At 35.4% G+C, this 17,935-nt stretch carries 18 protein-coding genes; 7 read left to right on the forward strand and 11 right to left on the reverse strand.

Going from position 1 to position 17,935, the window contains the following annotated elements:
• Positions 1 to 3 precede the first annotated feature (3 nt).
• From AC4BB7_RS17530 to AC4BB7_RS17575, 10 genes are all read right to left on the reverse strand, one after another.
• Entirely contained in the window at positions 4 to 801 is a 798-nt protein-coding gene (locus AC4BB7_RS17530; protein WP_086314710.1) for a hypothetical protein, read from the reverse strand.
• Between the two features lie 35 nt (positions 802 to 836).
• Complete coding sequence (locus AC4BB7_RS17535; RefSeq protein WP_490483917.1) at positions 837 to 1,664, reverse strand: helix-turn-helix domain-containing protein; 828 nt, start codon at positions 1,662 to 1,664, stop codon at positions 837 to 839.
• Between the two features lie 1,017 nt (positions 1,665 to 2,681).
• Positions 2,682 to 3,575, reverse strand: coding sequence for a ParB/RepB/Spo0J family partition protein (locus AC4BB7_RS17540; RefSeq protein WP_490483918.1), 894 nt, complete (start codon positions 3,573 to 3,575; stop codon positions 2,682 to 2,684).
• Complete coding sequence (locus AC4BB7_RS17545; RefSeq protein ID WP_086314713.1) at positions 3,568 to 4,329, reverse strand: ParA family protein; 762 nt, start codon at positions 4,327 to 4,329, stop codon at positions 3,568 to 3,570. The genes AC4BB7_RS17540 and AC4BB7_RS17545 overlap by 8 nt, the downstream gene beginning before the upstream one ends.
• A gap of 15 nt (positions 4,330 to 4,344) precedes the next feature.
• The gene (gene rsmG / locus AC4BB7_RS17550) at positions 4,345 to 5,061 is read right to left on the reverse strand and encodes a 16S rRNA (guanine(527)-N(7))-methyltransferase RsmG (RefSeq protein WP_490483919.1); all 717 of its coding nucleotides are present in this window, start codon (positions 5,059 to 5,061) and stop codon (positions 4,345 to 4,347) included.
• A 409-nt stretch (positions 5,062 to 5,470) separates the two neighbouring features.
• On the reverse strand, positions 5,471 to 6,229 hold the full coding sequence (locus tag AC4BB7_RS17555; protein WP_010770235.1) for a class II aldolase/adducin family protein: 759 nt from the start codon (positions 6,227 to 6,229) through the stop codon (positions 5,471 to 5,473).
• A 6-nt stretch (positions 6,230 to 6,235) separates the two neighbouring features.
• Complete coding sequence (locus AC4BB7_RS17560; protein WP_010770236.1) at positions 6,236 to 6,493, reverse strand: hypothetical protein; 258 nt, start codon at positions 6,491 to 6,493, stop codon at positions 6,236 to 6,238.
• A gap of 26 nt (positions 6,494 to 6,519) precedes the next feature.
• Positions 6,520 to 7,875 (reverse strand): PTS galactitol transporter subunit IIC, encoded by a 1,356-nt coding sequence (locus tag AC4BB7_RS17565; RefSeq protein WP_490483920.1) that lies wholly within the window; start codon positions 7,873 to 7,875, stop codon positions 6,520 to 6,522.
• 138 nt (positions 7,876 to 8,013) lie between these two features.
• Positions 8,014 to 8,316, reverse strand: a complete 303-nt coding sequence (locus tag AC4BB7_RS17570) for a PTS sugar transporter subunit IIB (protein ID WP_010770238.1) — start codon at positions 8,314 to 8,316, stop codon at positions 8,014 to 8,016.
• Complete coding sequence (locus tag AC4BB7_RS17575) at positions 8,309 to 8,779, reverse strand: PTS sugar transporter subunit IIA (protein ID WP_490483921.1); 471 nt, start codon at positions 8,777 to 8,779, stop codon at positions 8,309 to 8,311. Before AC4BB7_RS17575 ends, AC4BB7_RS17570 begins: the two co-directional genes overlap by 8 nt.
• Positions 8,780 to 8,979: 200 nt before the next feature.
• Between AC4BB7_RS17575 and AC4BB7_RS17580 the strand changes: the two genes are divergently transcribed.
• Together AC4BB7_RS17580 and AC4BB7_RS17585 are read left to right on the forward strand one after the other, a co-directional pair.
• Positions 8,980 to 9,738: a DeoR/GlpR family DNA-binding transcription regulator gene (locus tag AC4BB7_RS17580; RefSeq protein WP_010770240.1), complete on the forward strand. Its 759-nt coding sequence runs from the start codon at positions 8,980 to 8,982 to the stop codon at positions 9,736 to 9,738.
• Positions 9,739 to 9,802: 64 nt separating this feature from the next.
• Positions 9,803 to 10,753: a 1-phosphofructokinase family hexose kinase gene (locus AC4BB7_RS17585; protein WP_490483922.1), complete on the forward strand. Its 951-nt coding sequence runs from the start codon at positions 9,803 to 9,805 to the stop codon at positions 10,751 to 10,753.
• A gap of 85 nt (positions 10,754 to 10,838) precedes the next feature.
• Here the strand turns inward: AC4BB7_RS17585 and AC4BB7_RS17590 are convergent, their stop codons facing one another.
• Positions 10,839 to 12,233: a M24 family metallopeptidase gene (locus AC4BB7_RS17590; protein WP_490483923.1), complete on the reverse strand. Its 1,395-nt coding sequence runs from the start codon at positions 12,231 to 12,233 to the stop codon at positions 10,839 to 10,841.
• A 286-nt stretch (positions 12,234 to 12,519) separates the two neighbouring features.
• On the opposite strand from AC4BB7_RS17590, the gene AC4BB7_RS17595 reads away from it, so the two are divergent.
• The 5 genes from AC4BB7_RS17595 (at position 12,520) to AC4BB7_RS17615 (ending at position 17,935) form a co-directional block, all read left to right on the forward strand.
• Positions 12,520 to 13,254, forward strand: a complete 735-nt coding sequence (locus tag AC4BB7_RS17595; RefSeq protein ID WP_086314720.1) for a LytR/AlgR family response regulator transcription factor — start codon at positions 12,520 to 12,522, stop codon at positions 13,252 to 13,254.
• Between the two features lie 296 nt (positions 13,255 to 13,550).
• Positions 13,551 to 13,853: a WXG100 family type VII secretion target gene (locus AC4BB7_RS17600; RefSeq protein WP_010766560.1), complete on the forward strand. Its 303-nt coding sequence runs from the start codon at positions 13,551 to 13,553 to the stop codon at positions 13,851 to 13,853.
• Between the two features lie 71 nt (positions 13,854 to 13,924).
• Positions 13,925 to 17,221, forward strand: a complete 3,297-nt coding sequence (gene esaA / locus AC4BB7_RS17605) for a type VII secretion protein EsaA (RefSeq protein ID WP_490483924.1) — start codon at positions 13,925 to 13,927, stop codon at positions 17,219 to 17,221.
• The gene (locus tag AC4BB7_RS17610; protein WP_490483925.1) at positions 17,218 to 17,688 is read left to right on the forward strand and encodes a hypothetical protein; all 471 of its coding nucleotides are present in this window, start codon (positions 17,218 to 17,220) and stop codon (positions 17,686 to 17,688) included. Before esaA ends, AC4BB7_RS17610 begins: the two co-directional genes overlap by 4 nt.
• Entirely contained in the window at positions 17,678 to 17,935 is a 258-nt protein-coding gene (locus tag AC4BB7_RS17615; RefSeq protein WP_086314723.1) for an EsaB/YukD family protein, read from the forward strand. Before AC4BB7_RS17610 ends, AC4BB7_RS17615 begins: the two co-directional genes overlap by 11 nt.

A 17,935-nucleotide genomic window follows, 5' to 3' on the forward strand; every position in this document is an offset into this window, starting at 1 on the left:
CCTTTAATCCAGTGATTGGTCAGCTAATCGGCTAGATTTGTTTAACAAATCTTCCATTAATACACTTGTTTCACTTTGTAGACGAAGAATACGTGTATGGTAGTTTGCCGCTTCCTGATTAATCATTTTTAATTCAATTGATGCTTCTGAAACTGCTTTTTTAGTCTCATGTCTAGCAGCTTCTACTGTTCGATCAGCTTCAATTGTTGCACGTTCAATGATTTGTTGCGCTTTCTCTTTCGCTTCCATCAATACCTCTGCGATTTGATTTTTCATTAAATCCTGTTGACGTAGCTGCTTTTCGATCTCTGTACTCTTATTACGTTCTTCTAATAATTGTTCATCCAGCTGTATTCTCAATTCTTCTGACTGCCTTACTTGCTCTTCTAATGAAAGAATTCTTTCTTTTGATTTAGATGAACTGGTCAAACGCATGGTTAACTGATCTATTTCTTGCTGTTTATTTTCAACTTCTGCTTTTAAGCGCTCTGCCATTGTTTTTTGGCGCTGCATTTCTTTTTGAAACTGTTGATTTTCATTGTTTAAATGTTCAATTACAGCTGCTTGTTCTTGGTGTGCTTCTTGCTCTTGTTTTCTCATAGTGTTTTCCGAACGCTCTCTTTTAGTTGAAGTTTCTGGACGATTTTTTTTAGGGGGTACATGATCCTCTTCTTCAAATTCATCCTCATCATACTCGTCGTAATCCTCATACTCATCGTATTCGTCATATTCATCGTAGTATTCTTCGTAAATATCCTCATGATTCTTTTTTTTTTTGCTTTTTTTGTTAAATATCGCCAATGCTCCCGCTTCCTTTCTGACTTACCTTTTTTAAATTACAGATTGCCTACCAATAGTTCTCTTATCTGTTCATCATTTTGTTCGTCTAAGGCTACAAACTCCTGATTCAGGTAATAGCCTATCCCTTTTTTATTTAATATAAATGGTTCAAAAATAGAGGTTTTATCCATTATTTTTTGTTTGATACGGTTAATCAAATTGCTCAACAGTGCCTGCTTGTTTTTTTGCTTGGCATTTGTCCAGATTGCTTCACAGAGTGATTGACTTGAAAAAACTCTTTGCTCCGATTCGATAAAATGTGTCAATACCTGATGTTCTTTTTTAGTCAATGGAATCAACCAATTATCGATAATTAGTGTGCGGTCTTTTAATTGGAAAGAGTATTGTTTCTTTACTTTTACAGCATTTGAATAAGCTGACATGTTTTGAGCAAATCCATCATTATTTGTAGAGGATCCCTCTGCTCTTTCTTGACTATTTTTACCTTTACGATTTGCAGACTCCTCAAAAATTGCTGCTAATTTACTCGCTAAATCAGTAACAGATATTGGATAACGAACAAAGCTCACATTAGCATTATTCAAGTACTTAGACTTGTTTACCTGCTCTGATTCAAATGTTAAAACAACAATTGGCTTATTCAATAATGCCAAGTTATCTAGAAATGATTCCTTTAAGCCGCTATACATAGATTGTTGATAAATAATCAGATCAAAATTTTGCAGAAAATAAAACTCTTTATCTTTTGGTTGAGTTAATATATCTTTTGAAACCATTATTTCATAATCCATATTTAATAAACTATTTTGTAATAGCCCATTTGCGCTTAACGTTTCGGTCAATATAATAATTTTTTTCCTCATAATGGAAAATCCTCCTCTTAATTTTTATATAGTAAATTCCAACCATTTATGATTACTAAGATTCCTTCGAAAAATACATGTAATACAGGTTTTAATACATGCACTACATAAAACTGTAAATATTAGATAATAGGAATTTCCTATTCTTATATAAAATAAGAAAAAAACTGTTTAAACGTATATGCAAAGAAGTTTTGTTTTTATCATTGACGGTTAGATGACGGTGGAATAAAGAAAATACATAAATTAACATTTTAAAAAATAGTAATTTTAATAAAAATAAACGAATCATAACTTTTGAGATGAAAACAGAAGCTTTACTTATTATTTTTTTGACCTAATCAAATGTATAGTTACAATCCATGATTTTCTTTTAGCTTTTTTACGATTTAAAATATTACTGTTTTTATATCTATATTAATAAAAACAGCACACTTCCAAAAAAAGCGTGCTTAGATCTTTTCACTATACGAACTATTTAAGACTATTTATTTGACGGTTCATTTGACGGCGTATAGAAATAAGTAAATTTATTTTGAGTTAGTATTGATTATGAACAACAACAAAGCACACGTCATGTGATATAGGCTTGATACGTAATCTCGCTACTTATATCAATTGACTAATTTGTTCTCTTAGGTAGAGCATAATTTACATAAATTAAATATATTGTGATTTTTTTATTCCTCATTGACATGTCCAAATTATTTATTGTATACTTGAAATGTAAGTATTTAACAGTAAGTACCTATTTTAACAATATCTATATGATTTAATTTAAACAATTATAGATTTTTCTTATTTTATATAAGAATAAGAAAAATATTATTTATTTCTATATATTATATTTTTTATGGAAATTCAATTGTTTAAATAATTATTTTAATAAATAGTAATTTTTATCTGTCTATGTGACTTTCTTTTTCACTTATTACTAATAATAATTCGACTATAAAAAAGAGTCTGATACAAAACTAATATTAGTTTTGTATCAGACTCTTTTGTTCATCTAGTTAATCAAGCTTCATCAAAATGAATCTCTAAAATATCCAAAATTCTAGCTAAATCAGACTGTGAAAGGTATTCGATCTCTATTTTCCCTTTACCTTCTTTTTCTTGAATAGCAACGGTTGTACCAAATTTATCCATTAAGCGATCTTCGCTTTCACGAATGTAATAAGGTTTATCTTTAACCGTTTTCTTCTCTTTCTTAGAAGCTTTTTTGCCTTGATTTTCATTCAAATCATTGACGATTTGTTCTAGCTGACGAACAGTCAAGTTTTCTTCTACCACTCGTTTTGCTAGAGTTAAAATTAAATCCTTATCTTTTAAACCAAGTAACGTTCTAGCTTGCCCCATCGATAAGGTTTCACTCTGAACCATCTCTTTAACTTGGGTCGGTAACGTTAATAGACGTAAATAGTTTGCAATATATGGTCGACTTTTCCCTAGACGTTCTGCAACTTCTACTTGTGTGAGTTTTAAATTTTTCATCAGCATATCATAAGCTTCTGCTTCTTCTAACGGATTTAAATCTTCACGTTGTAAGTTTTCTAAAACAGCGACTTGCATCATGGCTTCTTCATCGAATTCGCGGACGATTGCTGGAATCGTTTCTTTATCTGCTAATTTTGAAGCGCGAAATCGTCTTTCACCTGCAATGATTTCATATCCTTTAACAGATGACTTTCTAACAATGATCGGTTGAAAGACACCTGATTGCTGAATCGAGTTCGCCAATTCTTGCAGTGATGCTTCATCAAATGTTTTTCTTGGCTGATATGGATTCGGACGAAGTTCATTTAAAGGAATTTCAAGTACTTCTTCTTTTTGAACGTCTACATCTTCCAAACTAGCAAAATCTTGAAACAATGCATCAATACCTCTACCTAAACCTTTTCCTTTACTCATTATCCAACACTTCCTTTGCTAGTGCTTGGTACACTTCGGCACCACGTGAACGGGGATCATAATCAATAATCGACAAACCATGACTTGGCGCTTCAGACAAACGAACATTTCTAGGAATAATGGTGTCATAGACTTTTTCACGGAAATACTTGCGAACTTCTTCTACGACTTCAGCGCCTAAGTTAGTTCTAGCATCATACATCGTCAACAATACACCCTCGATACGTAAATCTGGATTAAAATGCTTTTGAACAAGACGTATCGTATTAAGGAGTTGGCTCAATCCTTCAAGTGCGTAATACTCACATTGCACCGGAATCAAAATCGAATCACTAGCTGTAAAAGCATTGATAGTCAAATGTCCCAAAGATGGCGGACAATCGATCAAAACAAAATCATAAATATCATTTACTTCTTCAATCGCAGCTTTTAAACGCGACTCTCTCGCCATCATTGAAGTTAATTCTATTTCTGCTCCAGCAAGTTGGATCGTCGCTGGAACGATATCTAGATTTTCTCTAGATGTTTGCTGAATCACATTTTTGATTGGTTCTTCATTTACTAATACGTCATAAACATCCGTTGCAACATCTGGTTTACGTACGCCGATACCACTTGTAGCATTTCCTTGAGCATCAATATCGATCAGCAACACTTTTTTGCCGTAATAGGCAAGACAAGCACCTAGATTCACAGTGGTCGTTGTCTTACCAACGCCGCCTTTTTGATTCGCTACAGAAATAATTCGTGCCATTTGTGTCCCTCCATCTTATTTGATTGGCTGTTTATTTGGTAACCCTGGTTTTCTCGGGTATTTTTTTGGTGTTTCTTTTTTCTTTTGTACTACAACGATATGACGTTCATCCGCTGTGACTGGTAATTCAAAGGAAACTTCTTTTTGAAATTTACCACCTAAAATAGCAATTGCAGGTTTGGCTTCAATAATTTCTTCTTCACTTTTAGCAGCTTTCAATGCTAAGAAAAAACCATCCTTTTTCACTAACGGCAAGCATAACTCACTTAACACATTTAAGCGAGCAACTGCACGAGCTGTAACGTAGTCAAAGGCTGCCCGAAATTCTTCTTTTTGTCCAAATGTTTCTGCACGATCGTGATACAAAGAAACCTCTTCTAACTTTAATTCATTGACTAATTCTGTTAAGAAGGTGATTCGTTTATTTAATGAATCAACAATTGTGACTTGTAATGTTGGAAAAACGATTTTTAACGGAATACTTGGAAAACCGGCTCCTGCACCCACATCGCAAATTGATTTATTTGTTGAAAAATCTTCAAAAAATGCCAATGAGATAGAATCATAAAAATGCTTCAAGTAAACTTCTTTTTTTTCCGTAATTGCTGTCAGGTTCATTTTTTCGTTCCACTCAACGAGTAATTCAAAATAACGAGCAAATTGCGCCATTTGCTCATCTGACAAATCAATGCCTTTTTGGCTTAATAGTTGTTTAAATTCTTCTGGTGTCATACGTTTCCTTCCTTGCGTGAAACAGGAAAATGTTTCACAGTTGTCTTTTCTTACTTTAACGCAAATAGAGATTTCTTGCAATGTTTTTAGCAAGATTTGTCACAGTTATAATAAAATGTTTCTTTCTATTATATGGCAGAAAAAAATCTCGCTCATTTTTAGTCGAAAAGAAGGGGCTGAGACATAACCCTTCGAGTTATATCTCAGCCCCTTAAGGTAAAAAAGCAGCTACTACGTTACACTTCGATCACATTGTTGTAAATCACGAAGAACGAAGTGATTCGATGATGCACAATACAAGGTGTCTGAAAGACACCTTGCTCCCTTTATTTTCTAAGTACTAAAGCACTAAGATTTGAAAGTCTCGGAAATAAGCGCTTTTCTCCCAACCTCTTTAATATTTTCCTTCTTAATCTCCGCCAGCTGTCATTTTGATTTTTTGGTTATAAATCGGTTCACGATTGATCAGATCTTCAATCGTGCCTATTTTAACTCCTTTAGAATAGTAGCCATCTAAAATACCAAGCTTTTGGAAAATGGTTTGCTTATACGCAATCTCAGCATTCCACTCAACTGTATCCAGAATGGCTAAAGCTGAATGAATAGCCTCCATCCCTGTTTCACCACCTGTTGTGATCAACACACCATGACTATCCAACAAAAATTCATGCGGCAATGTTTTTCTCGGCATTGTCTTAATATGATTACTGACGATTTCCGCTAGCTCCTCTGAACAGTTTGGCTCAAATTCCAAGACTTCAATATATTCGACTTTCTGAGTCGCTTCGGTCAAATTAGGCATATCTAAGCCACTAGTGGCCCAAAACATACTATTGGGTGCGTGAGCATGTAAAACAGATTTGATTTCAGGGTTTGCATCATATACCGCTTCATGCATATTGATTTCTCTTGTTAATCCCCCTTCTCCTGCAACGACTTTTCTTGTATGAGGTTCCACCACTAAAATCTGTGACGGGGAAACATGTCCTAAATAGGCTTGAGACATCATTGTAGGGGTCATGATAATATATTCTTTCCCCTCTTTATCCGTTGTTTTAAATGAAAAATTTCCGCCAGCAACATTGGTATTTTTACGTTCAAAAATCAATTGTACGATTTTTGCCATATCTTCTCTTTCACGTTCAAATAAAATTCTTCCATCTGCCATGATTTACTACAGCTCCTTCTTTTTTAGTAATTTACCTGTGCGGATCGCTTTTTTCGCTGCTTCCTGCACCACTTGATATTCTTTATATTTTTGTTTTTTTCTATCATCATATTCCTTAAAAAGTACTGGATTTCCGTATTTATAAATGACAAAAGAAAGGAGCATGACTAGAAAATACAATGGAACGATATTGATTGATAATGCTAGTATAAACAGTAAACTATCTACAAATAGTAGGATCATCCATTTTCCTTTTTGAGTCATATCATTTGGTCCTTTCTATGCTTTATTCAATCCTTCACTTCTTCGTAACGTGCGCTTGGCACAGGTTCTTTTGCCATATACTTATATAACCAAACGAACATTGCGATAAACATGATAAAACCAACAATGGCAACAACATTCAAGTTGGCCGCTTCTGCAAACAAAATTCTAAATTCTGGTCCTTCAATCGATGACCATGTTATACTGCCGCCTTTTAGATCGACTGCACCTGTTTTTTTCGCTAAACCTGTCAACACTGGTGCAAGATACGTTGCACCATATAAATAAAGCGGCGTATAAATAATGCCAAGTGTGATCATGCGGTACAAGTTTCCCCCAGTCAGTAATAATCCTCCAACTGCAATCGAGTAATTGATGATACCCGCCAAAGGCAATACTTGATTGCCTGGTAAGATCATGGCATAACCAATGAAAATCGGCACTAAGATGATCGCTGTTACCCAAATCTCAGAACGCCCTGCCAAAATGGGCCAATCTAAACCAATAAAAACTTCACGATCTTTAAAACGTTTTTTCATCATCTCTGACATCGCATCCGCCAAAGGAGAAAGAGACTGCATAAACATCTTACTAATCATCGGGAACAATGCCATCGCCGTTGCCACTTGAATCCCTAAATTCAACGAACCAGAAATCCCATACGCTGCACCAAAACCAAGCAATACACCAATAATGAATCCCATCACGCTATTTTCAGAAAAAATCCCAATCTTTGCTTTCAGTGCTGAAGTATCGGCTTTTTTATTAAAGAATGGGATTTTATCCATCACGATATTAACTGGCAGCATCAATACAGCCGAAATATTCATTAAATGGGTTACCGTCACTAAAGGAATCCCTGTTAAATCTTGAATATGCCGTTGGAACATATCGCCCATTTTTAGTTCCAAAACGACTTGAACAACAGCCGCAATGAACCCTGCAACAAGTGATCCACTGATAAAATACACCAGATACGCAGTCAACGCTTTACCCCAAACATTCCACATATCGACATTTAGTGTCTTCGTTAAATTTAATAGAAGCATAATAAAATTCACGCCTAAAACGACTGCGAAAAAAACAAATGCATAAGACCATGACCAGGTAATACTCGCCGCACCCGTCCAGCCTAAATCGAGAGCTGGCAAATTGATTCCTGTATTTTTGGCCATCGCCTCAGATGCAGGGCTGACCGCATCCGACATAAAACCGATCACCATACTCATTCCTGTAAAAGCAACACCGAGTGTAACAGCTGACATAAACGCTTTTTTCAGTGGCATCCGAGCAATCAGCCCGATAATTAGGATAATCAACGGAACAAAAATAGCTGAACCAAGATTCAATATAAAATCAATCACAGATTGAAAAATCTCCATCTCTTTTACCTACCTATCTCTTTAAATTTTTGGTATGATTAGTTTGTATACTTTTTTAATTTAGAGGGTGAGAGAAAAGCATTGCTTCATTCTCACTATCTACTACGGTTCAGGTTCGTCATAACCTGAACCGCTTTTTTATTTCTTCGTATCGTTGACAATCCCTTCGTACACTTCATCAACACCCATGCCTGTCAAAAACGGCACGCCCGCATACACCGAAACGCCCAGTTTCTCCGCTGCTTCAAGTACCTCATCATCAGGTTTTGCGATATAAACATAGATACTAGCACTTGGTAATTCTTGTAAAATCGATTTGTAATCCACCGCTTCTACTGGATATTCAATATTATCAGCATCAAATTGGCTTTTGATTTTTTCTGCTACAGTCGTACTTGTTGCAACACCGCTACCACACGCTACAATTAATTTTCTAGGCATTTTTAACTTCCTCCCATTGTTTCATGAATAAGTTGAATACTGCTTCATTTTCTGTTGTCGCTTTTAGCTCTGACACAAATGCTTCATTTTGAAATAAGACCATTAACTCCTGTAATAGACCAACCTGTTTTGAGGGTTCTTTGATTCCTAGGAAAAATAAATCGCTCACCTCCATTTCTTGATTATCTCCCATTTGTTTGACCTTGATCGGTTTTGTGGTTCTTACGACATATATGAAAGGCCTTTCAATATATTCCGTGTCAGAATGAGGTAAGGCAATATTGAGGTGCTCTGTGATCAAGCCTGTTGGAAACCTTTTTTCTCTTGAACTGATTCCTTCCAAATACCCTGAATTCACGTATCCCGCTTGCTGCAATCGCCAGGCAATCAACTCAAATAATTCTTCTTCCTCTTGAACACTTACTCGTAAATCGATCAAATCTGGTTGAAACATCTGCTTCATGTCTTTGATTCCTCCTCTATACTTTTTAACATATTTAAACTTTTTATGTTCAACTTTGTAAATATATGTTAAACTTTGTTTATACAAAAAGAATACAACTTGTACAAAGGTTTGTCAACGCTTTCTTTTGATTGTTTTTTGTTCGTTTTACGTTTAAAATGTAATAGATAAACATTTTCGAACAAAAAGGGGAACATACTATGTTAAAAAGAGAGCGCCATGCGCATATTTTAGAATTACTGGAAAAAAATACGTTTATGACGGTATCCGATATCGCTGAGGAGCTGAATGTTTCTGAAATGACGATTCGCCGTGATATCAACGAATTGAGTGATTCGAACCAACTCGTTCGTCTATATGGTGGCGCACAAAAAATCGATCGAAAAAATAAGGAATTGGCCACTCATGAAAAAATCAATCTCCATATTGAGCAAAAAGAATATATCGGAAAAATCATGAATTCTTTGATCCAGGATCATCAAGTTGTTTTTGTTGGTGCAGGAACGACTATTCTATACGCGCTACCTTTTATCAAAAAACAAAATTTGATGATCGTTACAAATAGCCTGTTGGCTTTCAATTATGTGATTGAACACACGGACTATCGAATTTTGTTGACTGGAGGGGATTTCACACCTATTACGGAAGAATTTATTGGGGAACATGCGGAGAAAACATTTGAAACAATCAATATCGATATTGCTTTTGCTGCAACAAATGGCATCTACAACAATAATGTGACTACCTCAAACTATTTAGAAGGCGGCGTCCAACGGGCTGCTTTTAAAAATGCTAAGAAAAAAATTGTTGTAGCAGATAGTACAAAATTCAATGTGAGCGATGTCTATACTTTTTATAAGCTGTCTGATTTAGACTATGTAATCACCGATGATCAAATTGACGAACAGACACTTAATTTCTATCAATCTTATGGCACATTATTAAACAAAAAAAGTTAACTGGGTTTGGTCTGCTCTTTCAGAAGCCCAGATTAGCTAGGTATCTGAAGGAGAGAAAACAACAATGATTCTAACAGTGACACTTAACCCATCCATGGATTCTATTTATTTTACAGATACATTTATTTTAGGCGAAATGAACCGCTGCAGTAACCCTGTAAAGGCTGTTGGCGGAAAAGGAATCAATGCAGGAAGAACAGCCGCAATTTTAGGAAGTGACGTCACAACGATGGGCGTTTTAGCTGGACTAAATGGAGAACTGATCCAATCTGCGCTTGAATATGAACCATTTAACACAGACTTTCTTGCAATCAAGGGGGAATCGAGAAATGCTGTAACCGTTATGGACCAAGAAAAAAATCAAACTGAAATTGTCGAGTTAGGTCCTGAAATAACAGAAGAAACAGCACATCAAATAGTAAATAAAGTCATTGAGTTCTCATCTCAACAAAAAAAACGTCCAATCATTGCTCTATGCGGATCAGCCAATACGAAAAATGAACGATTGTATCAGGATTACTTACAACAACTCCAGACTCAACTTGGTTCAGAAATAAAAATTCTAACAGATATTTCAGGAACGCAACTGCAATATGTTCTACAAGGGGCAACCAAACCATTTTTTATCAAACCAAATATCCACGAATTTGCAGAGTTATTGGGTATTCCTATTCGTAGTAAAAATGATGTGGTTGAACACCTAAACCACCCACTATTGCAGGGAATTCCCTTTATTCTGGTTTCTTGTGGTGGAGATGGCGCAGTGGCAAAGTATAATGAACAGATCTTCGATGTTATTATTCCTCCAATCGACATTATCAATCCGACGGGGTCTGGAGATGCTACAGTTGGCGGCATTGCTTTCGCTATAGACCAAGGTCTTTCTATAGAAGAAACTTTGCGTTACGGGATGGCTTGCGGGATGAGTAATGCTCTTGAACAAGCGGTGGGATATGTATCTATTGAGTCAGTTGAATCTTTGAAAAATAACATTCTTTTAAAAGAAATTAAGTAAATGTTTCACGTGTAACAATGACTTTTGGGAATAAAATAAAGAACGCCTCTTCAAAAACGAAGAGACGTTTCTTACTTTTATGGTATTATTTTGTCCAGCGAAAAGCCTGATCTTTGGCTAAATAAAACGGTCTTAAATAGGCCACTGTATTTGATAAAGGGATGATATCCTCACTTAAATCGATATTCAATACATCTTTGAGATAACGTTTCCTTGAGGCGATTCGTTGCCATAGCTCAGGATAATCCTCTTTTAGCTGTTTTTGTAACGTTACGTCAGCCAACGCTACACATTCTTCAGCACTTACCCCTGTATACCCTGCCACAGATGGGATAATATCAATTTGCAAAATCATCCCGCTTTTCAACGTTTCCTCAGATTCTGCATAAATCGGTGAAGACATCCATTCTTCATCTGATACTAAGTGTCCAGGATTTAAGTGCCAGTGATAATCAGCTTGAGGGAAAACAGTTTCGATTGTTTGATACAGTTCTTTTCCTGCCATTCCAATTTTTATCGTTTCCAACCACGTTGTAATGGCTTGATAATAAGGTTTAGCGACTCTTTCTAAATAATCTTGTTGGTTTTCTGGAAGTTGTTTCTCATTTTCTATCACAAAACCTGTGCGGCTAGATAGCCCTCCTTTATATGCCGTCGTTAAGGACAGTGGATCACCTAATTTCACTTGTTTATGGGTTGGATATACATTGCCGTATTCAAAACGCTGTCCAGTAGCAGCAATTGTCACCACGGTGTTGGTTTGGCCTTCAGCAGTCAGTTCGTTGCCTAATACAGCTTCAGTTACACCTACTTCAACAGCATCCATAGCTTTTAACATACAACTAGAAGACAAATTTGCACCATATTCATAATGGGCAATTTCATTTGCATTATTCGTCGTACGAGCACCTTTATCACCACGGATAAATAGATGCGCCGCATTTTTAAGCATTGCTTGTTCTTTTTTACTTGTTAAAAGTGCTTGGATAATAAAATAAGGCAAATCAAAATAAGACCCATTGTCTGATTCGGCTGTTGTAAACATTTTCCAACCGACTACTCCGATTTTATCTTTGTCAGACAAACCTATTTTTTCAAAAATGCGTTCTAACCTTGCTTCATTATCCATCGGTTGATTTGGTAAAGAGAATAATGGGCTATGAATCAACTGGTTCTCGATTCGAGCAACCTTCGCCATCTTCAAGTTCTCATTACCTAGAATCAGTGTACATTCTCCTGAAACATCCAACACCAGCAATCCTTCTTCAAAACGAGGAATAAAGCCAGTTAAATATTCAAAGTTCCCGCCATGTTCTTTATCTGCATAAACCACTAACGCATCGTACTCTTCTGATTTCATATTTTCCAAGACTTTTTGCTTTCTTTCACGCATTGTATCATCGGTTAAAAAAGTTGGTGCAACGTTCGTAAAAATCATTGGCTTAGCTATTTGAGCTAATTGAATTTCAGATCTTTTCATTTCATGACTTTCCTTTCAAACAACGTATTTTGGCTCTCCATCACTTTCTTTAGTGTAACAAAAAAAGACTACTAATTATATATACAACATATCTGTCATTTCATTAATAGAGGTATTCTTTAAAAAGATTATAATATTTTATCGAAAAACGTTGTTCTGAGTAAAATTTTTGAGAATTTCTGTAATAAAAATATGCTATGATTAGAATTGATAAAAATAGAAAGTTTAAAAAATATAATAACTCTATACATACATTTTTAATCTTAAACTCAAGGGAGATGAGCTATTGAAGATTGTTTTGTGTGATAATAACCAACGAGAAATGGGAAAAATCGAAAAATCTATAAATTTACACTTTTCTCAAAAATATGAGTTTGATTTTTTTAGCAGCGGAAAAAAATTAATCAGACATTTTAAGAAAAACGAGGCAAATTATTCTATATATTTCATTTCTATTGAGCTGAATGATATGGATAGTATTGCCTTAGCTCAACAGATACGGAAATCCGATCGAGAAGCACTGATCATCTTTGTATCTAATGATATTCAACGTATGCCGGATGTGTTTCAAGTTCACGCCTTTGATTACTTATTGAAGCCGATTGCTGATGACCGTTTATTAGAAACAATGACTAGAGCAACTAATTATTTCAATGCTATCCACGCTTACTTTGAATTTTCATTTAACCGAAAACTTATTGTATTAACAATGAATGACATCGTCTACATCGCCAAAAGTGGACGCATAGCATACATTCATACAACAGAAAAAGTTTATAAAACCTATTTAACGATGGCTGAAATAGTAGATAAGCTAAATAAAGATATATTTACCAGAATACACGGTAGCTATATTGTGAACTTAAATTATATTGTTAAGATCATCAAGAGTGAAGTATTTGTTAAACAATTTGAGAATAACATGCAACAAGATAGCCCCACCTCTTTGCCTATGAGTAGAACCTTTAAAGACAACGCAAAAGAATCATACTCGACTTTTTTAAGATTGGGTAAATCATAATTGAATCGTGCATTGTTCTCTACATTAAAGTGCTTGTAGAAATTTAGCATGTCTCTATAAAAACCTGTTATTCTTGCAGGTTTTTTATTTTTCAGACTTATAGGTAACTATAAAGACCACAAAAAGAAAAAAAATCGCCTAAAAGAAAAGTTATGATTCTATTTTTTTCGTTATTTTTTACTTAAAACTCGCAACTTATTACATTAAGTATTTATAAATCTTTTTTTATGGTAACGTTTATATAACTAGCGAGCATAATTACTGCTCCCTAAAATAACAATTTGGAGGAATGAAAAATGGCAGGCGATAGAATTAAATTATCCCCACAAGAACTTAGAACTTCTGCAACAAAATATACGGATGGTTCAAACCAAGTAAACGACATTTTACAGAAGTTACAATCTGAACAAGATACAATTCAAGGCAACTGGGAAGGTAGCGGTTTTGATAGCTTTAACGATCAATTCACTGCTTTAAAACCAAAAGTATCTGAGTTTGCTGAATTATTAGAGCAAATCAACAAACAATTAAACGAAGTTGCAAACATTGTAGAAGAAACAGACCAAAATATCTCTTCAGCAATCGGAAGAGGTCTATAAGAAACACATATCTGAGGAATAGGGAGGGCACTTGCTCCTCGCTGTTCCTCTTTTGTTTAGGAGAATGATAAATGAACAGTAAGAAACTATACTATATGTTGAAATCTGTTTGGATGGTTGTAATATTACTTATTATGCTTATATTCATGAACCGGGATTTTACTGATATTTCGGCAAAAAAAGACCAAGAAGAAGATATGCGACTAAATATTGCCTTGGTAAATGAAGATGCAGGAGTCAATAAAAATAACATAGACTATAATCTCGGTGCAGATTATGTTAAAAAAATTGAAAAAGATGTTACCTATAACTGGTTCACAGTTAGTCGAGGTATTGCCGAAAATGGCTTAAAAAATGGGACTTATAACCTACTTGTAACAATCCCCAGCAATTTTTCAAGTAAATTATTAGAATTAGACAGCGAAGCACCAGAAAAAGTCCAAGTCAACTACAAGATCAATGCAAATGGGAATGCAACATTAGAAAACGAATCAAAAAGCGTTGGGAGAAGAATCGTAAATGATTTGAATCAACAACTAGTGGATCTTTATGTTGTTAGCATTATGGACAATCTATTTACAGCACAACGAAATATTGAAAAAGTTTATGCAAATCAGACATCATCTGTGCAGGAATTTCAAGATGTCCTGTATCAGCCAACATTAAATTTTAAAGAATATCTCCCTTCGATCACATCACAATCTAAAAGTGCGCTACAAGCCAATGATTTGTTAGCAAATACTTTAGGGAGTCACATTCAAGGGACAGATTCACTCGTTAACAGTCATAAAGACTACGCTTCTCTTTTGGAAAAACTATTGGACGAGCGGGCAAAAGGACAACTCACTTATGATGAATTCATCAAACAATTACTGGAAGCTGAAAAGACTGTAACCGCAGCAGATATAGCTGCTATGTTCAAACAACTTCAAGATACTGGTATGGATTTACAAAATGAATTCAACCCAGAAGGAATGTCCGATACAACAGTCAAACAAATGGATGCTTTAAACCAACAGCTAGCAGATGCCAGAGCTGCTGTGACAGAACAACAAGAGAAGCTGACAGAGATCAGTGACAACTACTTTGACAGATACAAAGAACCCTTTTTCGCTTCATTAGGGATCGATGAATCTAGCCGAGATCCTAAAGTAACCTTAAGCGATGTCTTAAAGAAAGCAAATAAAGAATATCCGCCAAGTGATGATACTGGGTTTAATGTTGATTATAAAAAATGGATGGAAGAACGTTTAGCCTTACTGCCTTTTAGAACAATAACATTCAACTTAAACCCGCAAGACGATATTTTCAGATACACGAAAGCACCTTACGGAGATGGACAACCATTTGCCCAATTACAAGAAAAATTTAATGATATTTCAGGCAAAGTTTTCACTCTCAATGAAAAAATCGATGAAAACAATAAGGAAAATAATCTAAAAGAACCTCATATAGAGTTTGAAATGGATCCGGAAAAAGCTTTAGACAGTCCTTATTATAAAAATTTGAAAGATGCCTACGATAATCTGACGGCCAAACGAGCAGAATTATTAAAATCTAGTGAAGGTAGTTTCCAAATAAATATGGATACTACTGGTTCAAACAGAACGATCAAGATTAACAGTATCCCAGCAGGAATCACCAATGTTCACATTTCTAGGATAGGATCAATCGCAGAAGGCGAAGAGTATCCATTCACTGGAAGCGGTACTTACACAGTCACTTACCGATTTACAGATGAATACAACGAAACAACTTCAGCACCAACAATGAGTATTAGAGTCGGTCAACCAAAACTATCTAATGAAAGAAGTGTTCCTTTCACAGCAGAGGTAACTGAGCCTGAAACAAGTCCAGAAGAAACAACTTCTTCTTCTGAAAAAGAAGAAAGTACTGAACAGTCGCAGGATGAGATTTCCCAAAAAGCGGAAACCAGATCGATTACAAGTGAACTGGTACAATCACAATTTGCTATCGTGTGGGATCAAACTATCGATACATCAGCCTTCCTTGATGCAGATTATCAACTCAAAAAAAGACTTTACTCTGAACAAGTTGGTAAAACGTTAGATCTTTATGACTCAATCAGCAGTGAATTAGCCTTTTACGAAAATTATCAATTTGAACAATTCGGCGGCTTCCTTAAATTAGATCTGACAGACGCTTTTAAAAAAATTCTTAACGAAACCTTCCTTGGCGGTGATTATAAAGTTCAAGTAGATCACCTCGAAGCCTTGAAACTAAAAGCAGATAGCCTTGAGATGCAATCGGAAGTTGTTGGAGAAAAAATGAGTACAGTTCTCAACACAACTATGGGATTAAATGAAGCCATCGGAAAACAAGCCGGACTGGTAGAAGATGGACAACAACAAATTCAAGAAGCCATCAGTTCAGAAAGCAAAATCAGCTCTTGGAACAGCCAAACAGATTCAGAAATCGGATCTGCTAAATCAACATTAGAATCACTCTTACAACAATCACAAGCTGTCAAAGAAGCATCCGAAATGAATGTCAAAGAAGCAGAAACGGTGAAATCTGTCTTCACTTCTTTCGACCAAGAAGTCAACACTGCTCAAAAAAATGGTGAAGAACTTTCAACCAACGCTGACGTGATCATGGCCAACTTAAATGATGAACTAGCAAACAATAACGACTTCGTTTCAGCCTTCATCAAAGTTCTTAGCAATGCTCAAAAAGACGGCGTACCAAATAACACGTTGCTGCAATTTATCGCTAATCCTGTTCATGGAAAATCAGAAGCAACGATCAAAACAACGGAAGTCAACGAACCGTTCACCTGGATTTTGATCATGTATACCTTAAGCTTATTTATTGCCTATCTCTTTGCGACACAACCAGTCGTTAGAAAAGTCAAAGATAAGTTCAAGCGGGAACAATTATGGTTTAAAGACAATATTATGGAAACAGCTCTTCTTGGCTTAAGCGCCATTGGTATTGGATTGATCTTAGGCATGCTAAGCATTAGTGAATTATCGATCGTAAAAGAATCTCAAATCGTTTGGGTCATGATGGTCGTACTCTTTATGCTGATCTTCTCACTGCTCAACCACTATGCGTTGAAGCAATTCCATATCGCAGGGTTTGGATTTAGTTTATTCCTATTTATCAGTTATGTATTTGTCACCAATGCCATCGGTAAAACCAAAGGAAACAACCCAATGGTGGAAATGATTCGATCTATCAACCCACTGTCGATCGGCGAAAACAATTTAGCCGATATCCTAGCTAGAAATGCCTTGAATGTTGTTCATATTATTCTATATGTACTAGCAATTACTGCTCTCTTTGCGTTTAACATTTTCATTTGGAAACCAAGAAGAAAAGTAAAGGAAGTGGCGAAAAAATGAAGAAACTACTGCTCTTAGTTGCATTAGGAATAGGAATCCTTTCTTTTACTGAAACGACATATGCCAAAGAAACATTATTAGATAACAACCTAGACCTAAAAACAGATCGTCTAAATCAAGACCAAATCGATAACGGAAAAGCCCAAAGCTTTATTGCGGAAGACCGTTTATTCGAAACAGAAATGATTGAAAAAGTCACACATGCAAAAAAAGTTGAAACCAAACAACGTCAAGAAGAAGAAGCACAATTCTTTTTGACTAAAATACCCAAAGTAAAAGCAAATGATCATACGCAGTTATTTACAGCAAATGAAACCAATCACGCAGCAGTCAAAAAAGAAGAAACTGTCAACGCAGTTTCTTCTCCTCCTGCGTTATTTCCATTAATACTAGGTTTGCTATTGGTCACAGTTGTAACACTAGTGTTGTATCACAACAGAAAAAGAGGTCAGCAAAATGGCAGATAACCAAGAACATATCAACATTACCTTGTTGTACCAAGGAAACAAGGATAAACAAATGGATTTGAGAATCCCAAAAAACATTACTGTTTACCGCTTTATTCGGGAATTGAACCAAATATTTGGGAAAGAAAAAACATTGAAAAAATACCAACTCAAAGTGTTGAACAAAGGAATCCTTTTAGATGAAGAACAAAAGCTAAAAGATTGGGCAATCACTAACGGAGACATAATCGAAATATTGGGAGAGTAA

This window comes from Enterococcus sp. AAFC-DPL-5182, assembly GCF_058216605.1.